The sequence below is a fragment of the Flavobacterium sp. GSP6 genome (assembly GCF_003984855.1).
Classification (GTDB): Bacteria; Bacteroidota; Bacteroidia; order Flavobacteriales; family Flavobacteriaceae; genus Flavobacterium.
In genome coordinates this window covers 79,875-97,383 of the sequence record NZ_RYDO01000005.1, presented here as the reverse complement: position 1 = coordinate 97,383, position 17,509 = coordinate 79,875, and the positions used below count along the sequence as shown (strand labels likewise).

16 protein-coding genes and 1 pseudogene are annotated in these 17,509 nt (G+C 33.9%); 5 read left to right on the top strand and 12 right to left on the bottom strand.

The features are described from left to right. Positions 1-52: 52 nt before the first annotated feature. Complete coding sequence (locus EKM03_RS07245; protein WP_126462937.1) at positions 53-964, top strand: bifunctional UDP-sugar hydrolase/5'-nucleotidase; 912 nt, start codon at positions 53-55, stop codon at positions 962-964. A gap of 268 nt (positions 965-1,232) precedes the next feature. On the opposite strand, the gene ligA is transcribed toward EKM03_RS07245, so the two are convergent. The 6 genes from ligA to rpsF all read right to left on the bottom strand — a co-directional run bounded on the left by ligA (position 1,233) and on the right by rpsF (position 8,321). Beyond that, on the bottom strand, positions 1,233-3,251 hold the full coding sequence (gene ligA, locus EKM03_RS07240) for an NAD-dependent DNA ligase LigA (protein WP_126740124.1): 2,019 nt from the start codon (positions 3,249-3,251) through the stop codon (positions 1,233-1,235). A gap of 73 nt (positions 3,252-3,324) precedes the next feature. Beyond that, positions 3,325-3,798, bottom strand: coding sequence for a DUF6495 family protein (locus EKM03_RS07235; protein WP_126452452.1), 474 nt, complete (start codon positions 3,796-3,798; stop codon positions 3,325-3,327). Positions 3,799-3,908: 110 nt separating this feature from the next. After that, on the bottom strand, positions 3,909-7,073 hold the full coding sequence (locus tag EKM03_RS07230) for a carboxypeptidase regulatory-like domain-containing protein (RefSeq protein ID WP_126740095.1): 3,165 nt from the start codon (positions 7,071-7,073) through the stop codon (positions 3,909-3,911). 94 nt (positions 7,074-7,167) lie between these two features. Next, positions 7,168-7,611: a 50S ribosomal protein L9 gene (gene rplI, locus EKM03_RS07225; RefSeq protein WP_126462941.1), complete on the bottom strand. Its 444-nt coding sequence runs from the start codon at positions 7,609-7,611 to the stop codon at positions 7,168-7,170. Between the two features lie 66 nt (positions 7,612-7,677). Continuing rightward, positions 7,678-7,974, bottom strand: a complete 297-nt coding sequence (gene rpsR / locus EKM03_RS07220; protein ID WP_007138295.1) for a 30S ribosomal protein S18 — start codon at positions 7,972-7,974, stop codon at positions 7,678-7,680. 5 nt (positions 7,975-7,979) lie between these two features. Beyond that, positions 7,980-8,321 carry a 30S ribosomal protein S6 gene (gene rpsF / locus EKM03_RS07215; protein WP_035671622.1) on the bottom strand — a complete coding sequence of 114 codons (342 nt, stop codon included), beginning with the start codon at positions 8,319-8,321 and terminating at the stop codon, positions 7,980-7,982. Between the two features lie 166 nt (positions 8,322-8,487). Here rpsF and EKM03_RS07210 point away from each other — a divergent pair, with 166 nt between their 5' ends. After that, positions 8,488-9,183 (top strand): LytTR family DNA-binding domain-containing protein, encoded by a 696-nt coding sequence (locus EKM03_RS07210; RefSeq protein ID WP_126553621.1) that lies wholly within the window; start codon positions 8,488-8,490, stop codon positions 9,181-9,183. A gap of 10 nt (positions 9,184-9,193) precedes the next feature. Here EKM03_RS07210 and priA read toward each other — a convergent pair whose 3' ends face one another. From priA to nadC, 4 genes are all read right to left on the bottom strand, one after another. Beyond that, a complete protein-coding gene (priA, locus tag EKM03_RS07205) occupies positions 9,194-11,674 on the bottom strand; it encodes a primosomal protein N' (protein WP_126562413.1) in 2,481 nt (826 codons plus the stop codon). 77 nt (positions 11,675-11,751) lie between these two features. Then, positions 11,752-12,180 carry a DUF2147 domain-containing protein gene (locus EKM03_RS07200; RefSeq protein WP_126553617.1) on the bottom strand — a complete coding sequence of 143 codons (429 nt, stop codon included), beginning with the start codon at positions 12,178-12,180 and terminating at the stop codon, positions 11,752-11,754. 101 nt (positions 12,181-12,281) lie between these two features. After that, entirely contained in the window at positions 12,282-13,190 is a 909-nt protein-coding gene (locus EKM03_RS07195; protein WP_126462949.1) for a YihY/virulence factor BrkB family protein, read from the bottom strand. Next, entirely contained in the window at positions 13,187-14,044 is an 858-nt protein-coding gene (gene nadC, locus EKM03_RS07190; protein ID WP_126562415.1) for a carboxylating nicotinate-nucleotide diphosphorylase, read from the bottom strand. Before nadC ends, EKM03_RS07195 begins: the two co-directional genes overlap by 4 nt. A 285-nt stretch (positions 14,045-14,329) precedes the next feature. Here nadC and EKM03_RS07185 point away from each other — a divergent pair, with 285 nt between their 5' ends. From EKM03_RS07185 to rlmH, 3 genes and pseudogenes are all read left to right on the top strand, one after another. Further along, on the top strand, positions 14,330-14,764 hold the full coding sequence (locus EKM03_RS07185) for a hypothetical protein (protein WP_126553613.1): 435 nt from the start codon (positions 14,330-14,332) through the stop codon (positions 14,762-14,764). A gap of 108 nt (positions 14,765-14,872) precedes the next feature. Continuing rightward, a pseudogene (locus tag EKM03_RS07180) lies at positions 14,873-15,295 on the top strand (CIA30 family protein). Positions 15,296-15,506: 211 nt separating this feature from the next. Next, on the top strand, positions 15,507-15,980 hold the full coding sequence (rlmH, locus tag EKM03_RS07175; protein ID WP_126462955.1) for a 23S rRNA (pseudouridine(1915)-N(3))-methyltransferase RlmH: 474 nt from the start codon (positions 15,507-15,509) through the stop codon (positions 15,978-15,980). Positions 15,981-16,449: 469 nt separating this feature from the next. Here rlmH and EKM03_RS15090 read toward each other — a convergent pair whose 3' ends face one another. Continuing rightward, complete coding sequence (locus EKM03_RS15090; RefSeq protein ID WP_199736827.1) at positions 16,450-16,638, bottom strand: hypothetical protein; 189 nt, start codon at positions 16,636-16,638, stop codon at positions 16,450-16,452. A gap of 2 nt (positions 16,639-16,640) precedes the next feature. Next, complete coding sequence (gene folP, locus EKM03_RS07165; protein ID WP_126740094.1) at positions 16,641-17,465, bottom strand: dihydropteroate synthase; 825 nt, start codon at positions 17,463-17,465, stop codon at positions 16,641-16,643. Positions 17,466-17,509: the final 44 nt, after the last annotated feature.

Here is a 17,509-nt window from a genome sequence, read left to right as displayed (position 1 = left end):
CGATAAAAAAGATTGCAACGAAAAGCGGGAAATAGCTCCAAAAAAATATAAAATGAAAAGAAGAGAATTTATTGAGAAAACAGCTGCTGGATCAGCTTTATTAGGTTTAGGTGTATCCTTGAGCAGTTTTGAGTGGTCTAAAACCAAACAACTAACAATTTTACACACCAATGATGTGCACAGTTATATTGATCCTTTCCCAGCAGATCATCCCAGAAATGCTAATATGGGTGGTGTGGCCCGAAGAGCCGCTTTGATTGAAACGATTCGGAAAGAAAATCCAAATGTATTATTGCTGGATGCAGGCGATATTTTTCAGGGAACCCCTTATTTTAATTATTACGGAGGTGAATTAGAATTCAAATTGATGAGCATGATGGAGTACGACGCTTCTGCAATAGGGAATCATGATTTTGACAATGGTGTAGAAGGTTTGCATGCGCAAATGCCACACGCTAAATTTGAGTTCCTATCTGCCAATTATGATTTTAAAAACACGGTGATGGATGGTTTTGTAAAACCCTATAAAATATTCAACAAAAACGGAATAAAAGTAGGTGTTTTTGGACTCGGGATAGAGCTTGCTGGCTTAGTAGACAAGGCAATGTATAAGGAAACGGTGTACAATGATCCGATTGAAACGGCTCAAGATATGGTTCGGATTTTAAAGAAAGAACAGCAATGTGATATCATAATTTGTTTGTCTCATTTAGGGTATAAATACAGAGACGAACCTGCCAAAATATCTGATTTAAAATTGGCCGAGCTGACTCAGGATATAGATTTGATTATTGGTGGACATACCCATACTTTTCTGGACAAACCAACGGTTATAAAAAATCTTGTAGGCAAAGAAGTTTTAGTAAATCAGGTAGGTTGCTACGGAATTAATCTGGGAAGAATTGATTTTTATTTGGATAACAATAAAGCAAAAGCTTTTGAAGGAAAATCGATCATAGTGTAACTGTAATCGATTTTTTCTATGAAATTAAACCATTTTATACCAATTATTTTTTGAACAAAACCAACCGTTATTCTATTCATTGTTTATTTTTAAGTCCGGATTTAAACTTTGGGCATTAATTCCAAATTTATAAAAACAGATTAGCGTGCTATAAATAAGACCAATTGTTTAATAACATAGAACATTACTATGTAAAAACACCTTTACAAGAATTTCAAACAATACATCAAAAAACAGACAATTAATATTCTGGCAAAAAAATATATTTTTAATCAGTCTCTGCAGTAGAACTATGAATTAAATTGATAAAATCATCTTCTGAAATTATTGGGACATTTAGTTTATTGGCTTTATCTAATTTAGCAGGCCCCATATTGTCTCCAGCTACAACATAATCCGTTTTTGCTGAAATAGAATTCCCTATTTTGCCTCCATTATCTTCAATTGCTTTTTTCAAATCGTCTCTGGAAAATTTCTCAAAAACTCCTGAAACTACAAAAGTCTTTCCTGAAAGTTTATCCGTGGCATTTGGATTTATTTTTTCAAAAATTTCAAATTGTACACCATGTTTTTTTATTCTCTCAATGATACTTCTATTTTCTTGATTTTCGAAAAAATCAATTACGCTTTGTGCAATTCGGTCTCCAATTTCATCCACTAAAATCAAATCCATCAAAGTCGCCTGACCCAAGGTATCAATGTTTTTATAATGTTTAGCCAATTTCTTCGCTACTGTTTCTCCTACAAAGCGAATTCCAAGTGCGAACAAAACGCGTTCGAAAGGAATATTTTTCGAATTAGCAACACCATTCACTAAATTTTCAGATGATTTTTGTGCCATTCGCTCCAATGGTAAAATCTGATCTACCGTCAATTCATACAAATCGGCATAATTATGCACTAATCCATTATTAAAAAGTAAAGCTATCGTTTCTCCGCCAAGACCTTCAATATCCATGGCTTTTCTAGAAATAAAATGCTGAATTCTTCCAATGATCTGCGGTGGGCAACCATAAAAATTTGGACAATAATGATTGGCTTCACCTTCACTTCTCACTAATTTTGTATTGCATTCCGGGCAATGCGTGATGTATTTTGTAGGCTCCGAGACATCGGATCGTTTTGTTAAATCGACTGCTATAATTTTGGGAATAATCTCTCCTCCTTTTTCTACAAAAACAGTATCTCCTTCACGAATATCTAGCTTTTCTATTTGATCTGCATTGTGTAAAGAAGCCCTTTTTACAATGGTTCCAGCTAATTGAACGGGTTCAAGGTTAGCCACGGGAGTTATAGAACCAGTGCGTCCTACCTGATACGAAATAGAATTTAATTTTGTTGAAACTTGTTCTGATTTGAATTTATAAGCGATGGCCCAACGAGGCGATTTAGCAGTAAAACCCAGTTCCTCTTGATAATGAAAAGAATTTATTTTAACTACTACGCCATCCGTTTCATAAGGAAGAGTATGTCTATGAGTGTCCCAATGATTAATGAATTCAAAAACTTCTTCTAGATTATGAGCTAATTTTGCTTCTTTGGGTGCTTTAAAACCCCAATTTCTTGCCGTTTCTAATCCTTCAAATTGCGATTTAAAAGGCAAATTATTGCCAATTAAAAAATACAACAAACAATCCAAAGGTCGTTTTGCCACTTCAGCACTATCTTGCAATTTTAGACTTCCTGAAGCCGTATTTCGAGGATTTGAATAGGGAGTTTCTCCAATTTCTATTAGTTCCTGATTCATTTTTTCGAAACCGGCAAAGGGCAAAATGATTTCACCGCGAATATCAAATGTCGCAGGGGAATTTCCTTTCAACTTAAGCGGAATTGATTTTATGGTTTTAATATTATTAGTCACATCGTCCCCTTGAAAACCATCGCCACGCGTAACAGCACGTTTTAATTTTCCGTTTTCATACGTAATACTGATAGAAGCTCCATCGTATTTTAGTTCACAAGTATATTCTAATGGAACATCTCCTAAAACCTTCTGAACACGTTTTTCCCAATCGATTAATTCTTCTTTGGAATAGGAATTATCCAAAGAATACATTCTATATTCATGCGGAACGGTTTGGAAGTTTTTTGTTATTGTTCCCCCAACTCGTTGCGAAGGTGAATTCTCATCAAAATATTCCGGATACTGGCCTTCAAGTTCTTGTAGTTTTTTTAATTTCAAATCAAAGTCATAATCAGAAATTATTGCATTATCTAACACATAATAATTATAGTTGTGCTGATTTAATTCCTCCCTTAATTTTTGAATTGTATTCTGAATATCCATAGAAAATAAATTGGCCATTTTAGTTTTGAAAAAGTGTACTAAAATAACCAATTAAAAATAAATAGCAATACAATTACGATGCTATAATAGTATTTATTTGTTGGTACAATAGACCATCACTCAAAAACGAACCTTGCTGTATTAATTCAAAAATTGAAGAATTTCGTTCTTCTGTAAACTCTTTTTTACCCACTTTCATTTCAATAGTATCCGTAAACATATTATCGCTAAGCCATTGCAATCCTTGTTTGGTCAAGAAATCAGTTTCTGGAACTAAAGATTTCAAGACAATTGATTGCACATGAGTATCAAAACAATGAAAAAGGAAAATATGATTTTTAGAAAAATGTTCTAAGTAGGTTGCTTTTGAAAGTACTCCTTCCCAAACCAAATCAGAAAACACATCTAATTCTTGTTCGGCAACTTCCGGTTTTTCTGCTTTTATTTTATCCCACTCGGCTTTATCGATAGTCTGCGTTGCTAAAAAAGTACTGAATTCCTGATTCAATTCCTCAAATTGTTCTTTTGTTAATCTTGAGTATTTCATTATTGCGTTTTAATATTTAACTTTTGTTTTTTAGCTGTTTTTTGAATTTATAAAACAAAAAAAGCCCTCTCAAACGAGAGGGCAAATTTAATCTATATTTTTATCTTTTTTTAGAAAATATATCTAATTCCAAACTGTGCCTGCCATCTTGATAATAAACTTGCATCATAGTTGAAGGTTTTGGTTTGAGTACCGTTAAAAGTATAGGTTGGTATTTTTGTAGTTTTATCAACAGATACTCCAATTGGCTGTACACTTGTTGGTACTTGAACCAATCCCCAATCCGAATTAATCAAATTACCTAAGTTCAGTACATCAATACTAAATTGAATGGTATTCGTTTTATTAGAAGCTGAAGAAATTTTAAAATTATAATCTTGCATTATTTTAAAATCCCATTTTCCTCTCCATGGAGACAGCGCACCATAACGCGCTGCGTACTGACCTCTTCTATCACTCAAATAGTTATCCTGCTTGATAAAGGCATCAAATGCGGCACCTTGACTAACTCCTCCTGTAAATAGCATAGTACTTATTTCGGCTGAAGTTGGTATATAAATTAAATCATTTCCAGTTGCCCCATCATTGTTAATATCTCCACCATACGTATAATTAAAACGGCCTCCTTGTGCGTATTCAAAGAAAGTCGATACAGTAGTAGCCCATTTGTCATTAGTACCATACTTCCATTTTTTTGAAGCTACGCCTATAAAACGGTGCGTATCGCCATACTTAGAATCAGATAAAACCGCATCATTCACATTCCCCAAAGCCGGATTAAAAGCAAAAGCATCACCCGTAATTTCTGCTTCAATAGAATTAACATCCTGTGACTTCAAATAGTTGTAAGCTAAACTTGCGAACAATCCATTGTCAAAAGTCTTTTGTACTTTGATAGAAGAGTTGAATGCACTTCCTTTATTTGTATTCGTCAATACATATCCATTAGTTCTCGCCGGAAAACCATAATCTGTCCAAGTACCATAATCCGCACTACCGTATATTGCTCTATTATCAACACCTGTCAATTGACTTGTTGGTCTTTTTAATCCCCAATTTTGTATATGAACCCCATTTAAATCTTTATTATAAGACATGTCTATGGTTACAATATAATCATTTTCGAATTTGTGATCAAATCCTAAACTCGTTCTCCAAACCTGTGGAAATTTAAAATCTTCGTCTACTACTTGATAGAAAAATGGGTCTATACCACCTACTTGATTTCCAATCCATACAAAAGGAAGCTTACCGGTAAAGATTCCAGTACCACCGCGTAACTGTTGTTTTTTATCTCCATTAATATCCCAATTGAAGCCAACTCTTGGCGACCAAAGTAAATTATTATTAGGTAATTTAGTTGAATCAAAATTCTTTATACTTCCATCAGCTGGGTTGTAATAATCAATATTTGGCAAATATCCTTCTGAATTATCTGTGTCAATAAATTTTTGAGCTAATTCAGATGTATTGAAATACAATGGTTTATCAGCTCTTAATCCATAGATTAATTTGAAATTATCACTGATATTCCATTCATCCTGAACGTAAAAAGCTAATTGTCCTACTGTCGTTTCAGCTAAATTCCAACCCCCATCAACACCGTCTTTCAATGCATTTTTTGTATCAAAAGTTGTTTGTGCGTTTTTTATTGCAGTGCTGTAATAACCATTTGCAATATTCGCATCAAAACCTGCCATATTTGTACTTCCAAAAACATCAAAACCATACCCTTTTAGGTTAAATGAATTTTTGAAAATGAACTTTTCGAATGAGAAGCCTACTGTATAGGTATGATTTCCTCTGACAATATTTAAATTATCAGTAATTTGAATTACTTTTTGATCTAATTTATTATTGATAGAGAAAGGCTCATGACCTGCTATAATGTAAGGCGAACCATCTTTAGTAATTGTAATTACAGGCGCAGGAGTAGAAAAAGGATTTCTAAAATCATTAAAATGAGTATAACCTGCTTGTAATTTATTAGAAACCGTCTCACTAAATTTAGAATTTAATTCTACTAAAAAAGAGCTAATTTGGTTGTTAATTTGGTACCCTGAATTTTCAAATTGTAACGTATTTACATCAATTCCTCTACGAATAATAGCGGTAGGATGTGCAGGCTTATCTTTTGAAGCATCTAAAAAATTATAAATAACAGCTAGTTTATGGTTGTCATTAATATTCCAATCCAACTTTACAATTCCTTTACTTGAATTAGAATTATGTGTAAATCCTTGATAAGCTCCCGTATTATAACCTAGCTTTCCTAACTCAGTAGATACATGCATTAAATCAGTTTCTAATACTCTGGATTCATTCACTCCAGTAGTTCCATTTCCATCATTAGCAACAAAATTTGATCCTGAATCGCTTCTTTTATCAATTTCAAAATTGGTAAAGAAAAACAATTTGTTTTTAACAATTGGACCACCAAGACTAAAACCGGTTTGTGTTTGCTCTAACGACGGCACAAATATTTTTTCTCCTTTAATTTTATTACCTGTCATATCCTGATTTCTATAAAAACTATAGGCAGTACCATGGAATTCATTTGACCCTGATTTAGTGACTGCATTTACAGAAGCTCCAGTAAAACCTGATAATGTAACATCATAAGGAGCGGTGGCAACTTGAATTTGTTCGATTGCATCCAATGAAATAGGCTGAGAGCCAGTTTGTCCACCCGGAGTTGCTGCATCTAAACCAAAAGGATTGTTAAAAATGGCACCATTAAGCGAGTAACTATTGTATTGATCGTTTCTACCTCCAAAAGAACCTCCACTTGCTGTTGGTTCTAAACGGGTAAAATCATCAGCTGATCTAGAAATTGAAGGCAGCGCTGATAATTCTCTTCTACCGATAGTGGTTTCTGCACCAGTTCTTCCACTTTGAAAAACTCTATTTTTAGAACCAACTACTTTTACTTCCGCTAATTTCTGACTTTCATCTTTCAAGACAACATCTAAACTGAATACTTTACCTAAATCAAGGTAAACATCATTATATTCTTCACTTCTATATCCTACATAGGATACGACAATTTTGTAAGGACCACCAATTCTCATATTCAACATACTGATTCTTCCATCCGCATTAGATAACGCAGAATACTTAGAACCTGTTGGAATATGTATTGCCTGAACCGTCGCTCCAGGAAGCGTCTCATTGCCTGAACCTCGCACAATCCCTTTGATGCTAGAAGTTGTAGTTTGCCCAATGACAGCACTGAAACTACATAAAATTAATAATAAAGTAATGATTTTTTTCATTTGTGTAAATGTGTTATTTTGGGTGCAAAAATAAACAAAAAAAAATCACTCCTAAGAGTGATTTTAATAATTTATTAACAATATGTTAACAAATTTATGCTTTTTCAGCAACAATTTCATAATCCAATTCAACTATTACATCTCTGTGCAAACGAACGTTGGCAGTATATTTACCAGTACGTTTAACAATTCCGCTTGTGATGAATTTTCTATCAATTTGTTGTCCACCTTTAGCTAAAGCTTCAGCGATATCAATATTCGTGATTGAACCGAATAATTTTTCACCACCTGCTTTTGCAAAGATTTTAATTTCGATAGCTTTCAATGCTTCAGCCAATGTTTTTGCATCATTAACTACTTTAGCTTCTTTATGAGCTCTTTGTTTTAGGTTTTCAGCTAATACTTTCTTTGCAGAAGATGTTGCTAAATGAGCGTGTCCTTGTGGAATTAGAAAATTACGTCCGTATCCGTTTTTTACAGAAACGATATCATCTTTAAATCCTAAATTTTGAACGTCTTGTCTTAAAATAAGTTCCATGTTGTTGTCCTTTTATATAGAAGTTAGGTTTCGTATTTCAGAAAACCAACAACTGTTAATTTTTTATTATTTTAGTAAATCAGCCACATATGGCATTAATGCTAAGTGACGTGCTCTTTTTACAGCAACAGACACTTTTCTTTGGTACTTCAATGAAGTTCCTGTTAAACGACGAGGAAGTATTTTTCCTTGCTCATTAACAAATTTCAATAAGAAATCAGCATCTTTATAATCAATATATTTGATACCTGATTTTTTGAAACGACAATACTTTTTAGTTTTGTTTGTTTCTATATTTAAAGGCGTAAGATATCTGATATCTCCGTCTTTTTTTCCTGAAGCCGATTGTTGTAGTGTAGCCATGATAATTAAGCTTTTGTAGATTTTAATTTAGTTCTTCTTCTTTCAGCCCAAGAAATAGCGTGTTTGTCAAGACTTACAGTCAAGAAACGCATTACTCTTTCATCACGTCTAAATTCAGTTTCAAAAGCAATAAGGACTTCTCCTGCTACTTTGAATTCGAATAAATGGTAAAAACCACTTTTTTTGTTTTGAATTTCGTACGCCATTTTTTTAAGGCCCCAGTCTTCTTTCGACACCATTTCTGCTCCTCTACTAGTAAGAAAATCTTCAAATTTGCTTACTGTTTCCTTTACCTGAACTTCAGATAAAACGGGATTTAAAATGAAAACAGTTTCATAATGATTCATAAATATATATTTATTTGTTATTTGGGTGCAAAAGTAATCAATATTTCTTATCTCACAAACCTTATTTCGTTTTTTTGCTCTAAATTTAAAAAAATCGATGATATTATTTTTATTTCTAAATAAAAAAGTAGTAAATTTACTTAACCATATCTAATACTGAAATTTTATGAAACTAAACTGTGTTGTAGTTGATGATAGTTCTATCCAGAGGATAATTATTGCAAAGTTAGTTAATAATAATCAAAATTTACACCTAATAGGGGATTTTTCTAACGCTATAGAAGCAAAAAGTTGCATGGCTATTCACAATGTAGACTTAATATTTCTAGACATAGAAATGCCTGTCATCAGTGGTTTTGATTTTCTAGATGGCTTAAAAGTAAAACCCCAAATTATTTTCATTACTTCCAAGGCAGAATACGCCATGAAAGCGTTTGATTATGACGCAACAGACTACCTTCAAAAACCAATCGCAATTGATCGATTTAACGCCTCTGTAAAAAGAGCTATTGATTTTCATTTACTTAAAAAAGAAAATAAAGAAAATGAAGGCGAGCATATTTTCATTAAAAGTAATTTGAAAAAATTGAAAATTTTCACTTCTAAAATAAAATGGATTGAAGCCTTTGGAGATTATGTCAGAGTCGTTACTGAAGAGGACACTAATCTGGTACTCTCTACAATGAAATCTTTTGAAAATGATCTGTCAAAAGATAAATTTATCAGAGTTCATAAGTCCTATATTATTAATATCGATAAAGTAGAGCGCTTCAATAGCAAATATGCCGAAATTGGGATGACAAAAATTCCTTTAAGCCGACACAAAAAAGAAGATTTAGTACGAGCCCTTTCCTTTTCTTAATTTCCATTTATCAATAAAAATCTACATTTGAAGTTACTTTTATAGCTCTGAACTGAGCAACAGCCTCAAAACTATTTAGCATTTTCTGAATCGTTTTTTTTGTGTTCCCAATAGACACATTTTGAGGTATTTTGATAATAATCATACGAATGTATTCGTTTCTAATCCTGCTGATAGCTGGTTCTTCCGGACCCAATACTGGCATATTTAAGTTTTGACTTATCACTTGATACAGCCACATAGCACCTTCCTTTAACTTATCAAAATCACGTTGTTTTAGCGTTAGTTTTATAAGCCTGAAATACGGTGGATATTTATAAATTTGTCGGTCATACAATTGTTCGTTATACATTCCAAAATAATCGTTCTTAGTCACTTGTTGTATTGTATTGTGATTGGGATTGTAGGTTTGTATGATCACTTTCCCTTGTTTTTGAGAACGTCCTGCTCTACCGGCAACTTGAGTCATCATCTGAAAACTTCTCTCAAAAGCTCTAAAATCAGGATGATATAACATATTATCCGCATTCATGATTCCCACTAAACTCACGTTGTCAAAATCCAACCCTTTGGCCAGCATTTGGGTTCCTACTAATATGTCCATTTCTCTGTTCTTAAAACTATCAATGATTTTTTCGAAACCAAATTTTCCTCGGGTCGTATCCTGATCCATTCTCCCTATTTTTGAATTTGGAAAAATAGACAGTAATTCTTGTTCAATTTGTTCGGTTCCAAAGCCTTTTGTAGTCAAATCAACACTAGAACATTCGTGACAATGTGTAGGTTTAGCCATGGTGTATCCACAATAATGACAACGCAACTGGTTTTTATGCTTGTGATAGGTCAAACTTACGTCGCACTGTTGGCATTGAGGTACATGACCGCAAGTGATACATTCAATTACAGGAGAATATCCTCTGCGGTTTTGAAACAAAATCACTTGCTCTCCTAAAGACAACGCGTTTGTAATTTCTTCAATTAAAACGTCACTAAAATGTCCTGTCATTTTTTTTCGAAAGTATTTGTCTTTCAAATCCACCAATTCAATATTGGGCATCCTGACATTCCCGAAACGTTCCGAAATTTCGACCAGACCAAATTTATCTGATTTGGCATTAAAATACGTTTCTATACTTGGCGTAGCCGAACCCAAAAGCACTTTTGCCTTGTGGGAATGTGCTAAAACTATAGCCGCATCCCGGGCGTGATACCGCGGAGCCGGATCTGCCTGCTTGAAGGTTTGCTCGTGTTCTTCATCTACAATTATGAACCCTAAATTATGAAAAGGCAAAAACAAAGCGGACCTCGCTCCAATTACCACTTGCGCTTTCTCAGAATTTTGCAAAACTTGATTCCACACCTCAATCCGTTCATTATTGTTATATTTCGAATGAAAAACCGCTACTTTATTTCCAAAATAACTTCTTAATCGACCTACTAATTGAGTCGTCAAGGCAATTTCAGGCAGTAAATACAGGATTTGTTTTCCCGTTGCCAAATATTCTTCGATGAGTTTGATGTAAATTTCCGTTTTTCCACTGGATGTTACTCCGTGTAATAAACAGACTTCTTTTAGAATAAAACGATCTTTAATTTCTTCGAAAGCAGCTTGTTGCGCCTGACTCAACTGTAATTCTTCATCACGAATTTTTCCGTTGAAATGTACTCTGTCTTCCTGCAAAAAATAATCTTCGAATATTTCTTTCTCGATTAAAGCTTTAACAATTGCCGAAGAAGAATTAGCTTGCTCAACTAATTTTTTTACGGTAATGGGTTTAGCTCCGTTCCTTTCGGCCTCGCCTTGGGACTTTTGCGTTGCGCTCAATTGAAAATAGTGCATTACAATTTCCTTTTGTTTGTTGGCATTTTTCAGCGTCTCAAGTAATTCGCTTAAGCCTTGATTGGATTCGTATTTAGGGTGCAGCCGCACGTAGCGAACTAATTTAGGTTTGTAGCTTTCCTGTATTTCTTCCTGAAGCACCAAGATGTTCTTATCAACTAGTTTTTGAATAACAGGAAAGATATTTTTCTTGTTTAAAATAGCAATAATATCTTGAATTTTTAGCGAATTCTGCTGTTGCAAAGCTTCGTAAACTAGGAACTCATCATCCGAAAGAAGATTGGTATCCACAAATAAATTCGTTTTTTGAGAAATCAAGGTTTCGCTTTCCAGCAAAAGAGCACTTGGCATGGCACCACGATACACATCTCCAATGGCACACATATAATAGGAAGCGATCCACTGCCAATGTGCAATCTGGATTTCAGTTACGATGGGCTTTTCATCCAGAATTTGATGGATTTCCTTCGCATCATACAACTCTGGTTTGTTTTGATGAGTTTCAATAACTAAAGCCGTAAAAATTTTACTTTTCCCAAAAGGAACAGCTACCCGCATTCCTTTTTTGATGTATAAAAACTCCGTTTCGGAAACGCTATACGTGAATGTTTTAGCTAAGGAAAGAGGTAAAATTACTTCTGCAAAATACATTTATAATCAATTATGAGTTATCAATTTGAGTGATGTGTTGAATTTTTACTTTGAACCCATAACTCCTAATTTCACACTTATTTTACTCTGTTCCAAGTTTGTGTTCTTCCAAATAAGGCCACACCAATATATCCTCGAACGTTCAGTTTATCAGTACCATTCAAAACCAAAGAACATTTGTAGAGCTTCCCCGTAGTTGGATCCAAAATTTTTCCTGAATTGTATTCTTTACCATCTTTAGTAAGGCCTTTGATAATCACAAGCCCCATAATAGGCTTATTTTTTTCATCACCGGAACATGCTGTACATACACTTTTTTTCTTTTCGGTATCTAATATGTCAACGATTTTTCCGTAAATTTTACCGGAACGTTCGTAGATTTCGACTATTGATTTGGCTTTGCCTGTTTCGTCATCAATGGTTTTCCATTTTCCGATAACGCTATGCGTTTGTCCATAAAAGGCCATCGAAATAAATAATACCAGAATTGTAATTGTATTTTTCATCTTTTTCTTTTTAGAGCCCTGATAGCCTTGAAAATCCTGTCATGGCAAGAAACGAATAGCAGGAAATAACCCTTGATTTTGAGACTATTTTGGTTTAAAAATTATATTTTTTTTGCTTTCAGTTTATTTACTGTGGCATTCAATTCAAAACCCAACAGTAATATCATGCAGTTGATCCAAATATAAAACATCAAAACCAATAATGTTCCTATTGAGCCATATAATTCATTGTATTGTGAAAATTTTGTGACCCAAATTCCAAAACCGTATGAATCCAGCAGAATCAATATTGTTGTAAATACAGAGCCAATAGAGATAAAAGCTCTGTTTTTATAATACTTAGTTCCAAACTTAAAAAGTATAGAAGTAGTAGCTAAAATCATCAAAATCACGAATGCATAGCGTCCTAAAATAATTAGTTGCAGCTGATCGCTAAATACTGTTTTCTGTATAAATACCTCAAAAACAACAATTATTGCAACCGTTACAATTAAAAGTAAAGACAGCAATAATGACATTCCTAATGCGACTAAATACTGACGGATAAACCCTCGTTTGATCAGGACGTGTCTGGAAGATTCAAAACCTCCCAGAATTCCATTTAATCCATTTGCCATTAATAAAATGGAGAGCAAAAACCCATAGGAAACTAATCCTGAATGGCTGTTATTAAGAATATCATTGATGATTTTATAAATAGCATCATAGGTATTGGGCGGAACTCCATCCTTTACAAATTGAAGAAAATCATTCTGAAAACCTTCAATAGGTATGTAAGGAATAAGATTTAAGATGAACAGCGCAAAAGGAAATAAGGCCATGAAAAAACTAAATGCAATTGCACTGGCATGATAGGTTACCGCACTCTCCACAATCCCAAGTCCGTAAAGTTCTAACAAATCGTATAAGGACAAGCCTTCTAGCCAAGGAAGCTTGATCTTTTTTAGCACATGAACCAGATTGCGAATTATCGGGATTTTTTCGAGCTTAACCTCTATCTCTTTACTCATATTGCTTTTAAACTCAAATCCATGTTGTAAACGGAATGCGTCAAGGAACCTGACGAAATATAATCTACTCCACATTCTGCATACTTGCGAATGGTATTTTCATTTATATTTCCGGAAGATTCAGTCCGGCATTTATCCCCAATCAAAGCTACTGCTTTTATCGTATCCTCATAATTAAAATTATCAATCAAAATCCGGGATATTCCTTCACTTTCGAGAATTTCTTTTATTTCGGCTAAATTTCTGGCTTCGACAATGATTTTAAGATCCAGATTATTTTCCTTGAGGTAGGCTTTGGTTTTGGCAATGGCCAAGGTAATTCCGCCCGCAAAATCATTATGATTGTCCTTGAGCATTATCATATCATACAAAGCATACCGGTGGTTTTCACCGCCACCAATTTTGACTGCCCATTTCTCACAGGCCCTGAATCCCGGTGTTGTTTTGCGGGTATCGAGAATTTTTGTATTTAGCCCTGTTACTAAACGAACGTATTCTTTGGTTTTAGTTGCTATAGCTGACATTCTTTGCATTGAATTCAAAACTACACGTTCTGATTTTAAAATAGATTGTGAACTTCCCGAAACATGAAAAACAACATCTCCCTTTTTTACTGAAGTTCCGTCCTTAATAAAAGTCTCTATTTGTAAATTAGGGTCTACATACTCAAAAATCATTTTGGCAAAAGCCACGCCTGCAATAATACCGTCTTCTTTTACCAATAATTTTGCTTTTCCTGTGGCCGATGCCGGAATACAAGCCAAAGAGCTATAATCTCCAGGGCCCACATCCTCCCTAATGGCGTTTTGTATTAGTATTTGTAACTCGTTATTGAATTGTGCTTCGCTAATCATTTTATAGAAAATTTATGGAATGCTAAAGTAGCATATATTTTGTGGATTTGAAAATTTGAGAGTTGGCTTCTTTGGATAAAGAAACAAATGAATCTATTTTATCAAGAAAAAAACTAGACATATTAAAGATCTAATTGTAGAAAACAACACAGTTACCATACGCAATTACAGCTTTACACATTGACTTTAGGCGCTCTAGCTATTTAAACCCATAAATCAATTGTTTATTTAGGGCAGTACTATTTAAAATCCTATATTTGGATTTAGTAACTAAATCACTATTTTATGAAATCTTATTTTAGCCTGCTTTTTGTATCGTCACTACTTTTTATTTCTTGTAAAAAGGAAGTAGACATACAAAATACTACTCCGACAAATATCGTTCCTTTTACTGAAGTTGGCAGACAAATGCAGAACCAATCGCAAACTACCACTCAGCAACAACAAAATACGGATCCTACTGCTGTTGCCACTGGCGCAAATCCAGCTCATGGTCAACCTGGTCACCGATGTGATATAGCCGTTGGTGCTCCTTTGAACTCCCCGGCTGCTACAAATGCTTCTGCTACGCCACAACAAAACGCGCCTGTTCAGGCTAATACAGTCTCAACTGCAACAACGCAAGACCAGGGAACTCCTACGGCTGAAGGAATGAATCCGCCACACGGACAAACCAATCACCGCTGTGATATTGCTGTGGGTGCTCCGTTGCCTAAATAGGAATTTGAATGCTCCTCAAAAATAAAAAATGGGCGCAAATCCCCAAGTGTTTAGGCCCGTTTTAGTTTTTGAATCCTACCGCGTGATAGTAATTTGTTCAGCGAAAAGATGTTACAATACCAACCAACAATGACACCTGTACTAATTTTTGATTTTAATTTAAATAGCGATCTAAGCAATTGGAAAATTGTAAATGATGCTGTGATGGGAGGAATATCCAAAAGTACATCTTATTTAGAACTCAAATGGAAAGGGAACCTTTGAAGGTACTGTTTCATTAGAAAACAATGGCGGATTTTGTGCTGTGAAATATGTTTTTGAACCAATGTATCTAAAACCTGCTAAACATATTGCATCCACATTAAAGGAGACGGCAAACAATACCAATTTAGAGTGAAGATAAATCGTACAGACCCACATTCGTGTGTATTCCCTTTTCAAACTACCACTGATTGGCAAACAATTGAAATTCCATTCACCCAGTTGTATCCAGCTTTCAGAGGACGAAAATTAGATCAGCCTAATCATTGACGGTTCTAAATTAGAGGAAAATGCTTTCCTGATAGGCAATAAGAAAGAAGAGTCATTTCAATTGCTAATTGATCGCATTGAGGTAAAATAAATAGCATCTTAGCTTTCGTAATTTTATAAATTTAAAAATCAGATTATTAATTTCCATTAAAGAGAATGTAATTTAAAACTGCTAATTTTTCTATCTTTGCATCTCTGAAATCTAACAAAAATGAACATCAAATTGATTGCTATCGGTAAAACTGATAACAAAGCGCTACAATCCTTAATTGACGATTACACCAAGCGTTTGTCTTTTTACATTAAATTCGATTTAGATATTATTCCTGATATCAAGAACGTAAAAAACTTATCCGAAAGTCAGCAAAAAGAGAAGGAAGGCGAATTAATTTTAGCAAAAATCACACCAACGGACCAACTTATTTTATTGGATGAAAACGGAAAAAATTTTTCTAGCGTTGGCTTTTCAGAAGAATTACAAAAGAAAATGAATTCCGGAGTAAAGACTTTAGTTTTTGTTATTGGCGGTCCTTATGGGTTTTCGGATACGGTTTATGCTAAAGCACAAGGAAAAATATCGTTGTCTTTAATGACTTTTTCGCATCAGATGGTTCGGTTGTTCTTTATCGAACAATTGTATCGTGGATTCACGATCTTGAAAAACGAACCGTATCATCATCAGTAATTATTTCGTTTGAAGTGTTCTTTTTTTAAAGTTTAAAGTTTAGTAAATAAATTCTTGATTACTTTTCATTTGTACTTTTAAACTTTCAATAAAAATTTTGTTTTGTATATAACTTCCAAAGCTTAAATTTTCATCAAACCTAAATAAAAAAGTAGTTGCAACGTCTTTGGGTAAAACAGTATTAATTAAATCTTGAAGCTTTTCTTTTTTGAAAACTTGATTCTCAATTAAAATCTCATTATTCTTATTGAAAATATGATGGTTCCAATTGGTTTTTCCAGTTTATAAAACACATTGGTAAAAGGTATAAAAACTAAATTTTTTCCGATTGTATTAGCATAAGAATAATAATTCTCGGCTTTTTCATTCTTGTGTGCTTTTTCTTCACGCTTTTTTGTTGCAACCTCATAATATCCGGAATTGCAAGTCGTAACGGTTAACGTTTGTCTACATTGAGAATCCAATTGGTCTAAATAATACTGTTTTTACGGTTTACTTCAGCCAGCGTATCCAAGTCTTTTGTTCTAAAAAAAATATAGATTGGCGAAAGATCCTCTACCACTTTGACAATTGAAATATTTGATTTTGGCAATAAAACCGCTTCTTTATTTCCACAGGAAAAAAGAGTAAAAAGAACAATCAACATAAAATATTTCATCGTTATAAATTGATTTTATTGAATAATGTAACGCATTCCACAGCTTCTTTTACATCGTGAACACGAAGGATTTTTGCGCCTTTGGTCAATGCCAAAGTATTTAAAACTGTAGTTCCATTTAATGCATTTTCGATTGAAGTATCTAGGGTTTTATAAATCATGGATTTTCTGGAGACTCCTACAAGAAGTGGTAATTTCAAGATGTTAAACAAGTCCATTTTTTGAAAAACTTCATAATTTTGTGCTATAGTTTTGGCAAAGCCAAAGCCCGGATCAATAATCAAATCATTGATTCCAAAACTTCTGGCCATAGCTACTTTTTCAGAAAAATAGAACACCATTTCTTTTACAATATCATCGTAATCCATAAGTGTTTGCATCGTTTGCGGATTGCCTCGCATGTGCATCATAATATACGGAACATTGTATTTTGCAATTATCTCCAGCATTTTGTCGTCTAGATTTCCGGCTGCAATATCATTGATGATAGCCGCACCACTTTCAATCGATGCTTTTGCTACTTCGCTTCTAAAGGTATCAATAGAGATTATTGTTTCTGGAAACTGCTTTAGAATCAAATCAATAACAGGAAAAATTCTGGAAATTTCATCTTGTTCCGAAACGAATTCTGCATTTGGTTTGCTCGAATAAGTACCTACATCTATAAAAGTTGCGCCATCAAGCAGCATTTTTTCAGTATGAGAAAGGATTTCGGTTTCATTCTTATACTTTCCTCCATCAAAAAAAGAGTTGGGTGTCACATTCAAAATTCCCATTACTTTGGGAGTTGATAGATCAATGAGTATTCCTTTACAATTAATTGTCATTCTTTTTTAGTTTTAAAACTACTACTTTCAACATTATTTACCCT

Bases quoted from the DNA above. Each gene is read 5' to 3' on its own strand.
- EKM03_RS07245 (WP_126462937.1), top strand. From the start codon at position 53: ATGAAAAGAAGAGAATTTATTGAGAAAACAGCTGCTGGATCAGCTTTA.
- ligA (WP_126740124.1), bottom strand. From the start codon at position 3,251: ATGGATATTCAGAATACAATTCAAAAATTAAGGGAGGAATTAAATCAG.
- EKM03_RS07235 (WP_126452452.1), bottom strand. From the start codon at position 3,798: ATGAAATACTCAAGATTAACAAAAGAACAATTTGAGGAATTGAATCAG.
- EKM03_RS07230 (WP_126740095.1), bottom strand. From the start codon at position 7,073: ATGAAAAAAATCATTACTTTATTATTAATTTTATGTAGTTTCAGTGCT.
- rplI (WP_126462941.1), bottom strand. From the start codon at position 7,611: ATGGAACTTATTTTAAGACAAGACGTTCAAAATTTAGGATTTAAAGAT.
- rpsR (WP_007138295.1), bottom strand. From the start codon at position 7,974: ATGGCTACACTACAACAATCGGCTTCAGGAAAAAAAGACGGAGATATC.
- rpsF (WP_035671622.1), bottom strand. From the start codon at position 8,321: ATGAATCATTATGAAACTGTTTTCATTTTAAATCCCGTTTTATCTGAA.
- EKM03_RS07210 (WP_126553621.1), top strand. From the start codon at position 8,488: ATGAAACTAAACTGTGTTGTAGTTGATGATAGTTCTATCCAGAGGATA.
- priA (WP_126562413.1), bottom strand. From the start codon at position 11,674: ATGTATTTTGCAGAAGTAATTTTACCTCTTTCCTTAGCTAAAACATTC.
- EKM03_RS07200 (WP_126553617.1), bottom strand. From the start codon at position 12,180: ATGAAAAATACAATTACAATTCTGGTATTATTTATTTCGATGGCCTTT.
- EKM03_RS07195 (WP_126462949.1), bottom strand. From the start codon at position 13,190: ATGAGTAAAGAGATAGAGGTTAAGCTCGAAAAAATCCCGATAATTCGC.
- nadC (WP_126562415.1), bottom strand. From the start codon at position 14,044: ATGATTAGCGAAGCACAATTCAATAACGAGTTACAAATACTAATACAA.
- EKM03_RS07185 (WP_126553613.1), top strand. From the start codon at position 14,330: ATGAAATCTTATTTTAGCCTGCTTTTTGTATCGTCACTACTTTTTATT.
- rlmH (WP_126462955.1), top strand. From the start codon at position 15,507: ATGAACATCAAATTGATTGCTATCGGTAAAACTGATAACAAAGCGCTA.
- EKM03_RS15090 (WP_199736827.1), bottom strand. From the start codon at position 16,638: ATGAAATATTTTATGTTGATTGTTCTTTTTACTCTTTTTTCCTGTGGA.
- folP (WP_126740094.1), bottom strand. From the start codon at position 17,465: ATGACAATTAATTGTAAAGGAATACTCATTGATCTATCAACTCCCAAA.